Genomic DNA, 836 nt, shown 5'->3' with positions numbered 1-836 from the left:
CCCGCTTCGGCGGTGGTGGTGCCGGATACGGTCAGATCGGACTGCGCTTCGGCGGCGTTCAGAATATCGTCGGTCGCCAGGGTATTGATGGTCACGGACGGCGCGGTTGCATCCACGCTGTACTCGCGGCCCGCCGAGGCGCTGTTGCCGTTAACGTTGGTGACGCTCACCTGCACGCTGGCGTCGCCGTCTTTCAGACCCGCCAGATCGGCCGCTGGCACCGTGGCGGTCCATTTGCCTTCGGCGTCTACCGTCGCGGTGTAGCTCTTGCCGCCGAAGGTGATGGTGACGGTCTGGTTTTCCTCAACGTTCGAGGTCGCCCCCGAGAGCACCAGATCCGCGCCCTTCTCAGCCGCGTTAATCACGTCATCGGTGGCGATGGCGTCAATGCTGATGGCAACGCTCGCCAGATCCACCGTCACATCGTGGCTGATGGAGACCGGGTTACCGGCGCTGCTCTGGCCCGCAACGGTCACGGTAGCCGTGCCTGCACTCAGTGCGCCGACGTCCGCCGCAGGGATCGCCGCGCTCCAGGTGCCGTCCGCCAGCACGGTCGCCGGATAGGTTTTGCCGTTGACGGTCACGGTCAGCGCCGCGCCCGCCGCCAGCCCGTCGCTGGTACCGGTGATAATCAGGTTCTGCCCGTGTTCGATGCTGTTGATCACGTCGTCACCCGCCACGGTATCCACGCGCAGGCCCGGCAGGTTAGCGTCTATCACGATTTCGCGCTCGCCCGTTCCGCTATTGCCCACGCCGTTCGTGACGCTGGCTGACACGGTCAAATCACCGTTGCCCAGCGCGGTCAGCACGTCGGACGGCACGTTCACGGACCAGGT

The 836-nt window shown here is 65.7% G+C and carries 1 protein-coding gene; it reads right to left on the bottom strand.

Going from position 1 to position 836, the window contains the following annotated elements:
* The coding region (locus tag ADJ24_RS04930) for an Ig-like domain-containing protein (RefSeq protein ID WP_048702268.1) at positions 1–836 on the bottom strand (836 nt) is incomplete at both ends.

The organism is Enterobacter sp. 940_PEND (assembly GCF_001059415.1).
Taxonomy (GTDB): domain Bacteria; phylum Pseudomonadota; class Gammaproteobacteria; order Enterobacterales; family Enterobacteriaceae; genus Enterobacter; species Enterobacter cloacae_M.
The sequence above is the reverse complement of the archived record's forward strand: the minus strand, read 5'-3'. Positions and strand labels throughout refer to the sequence as shown.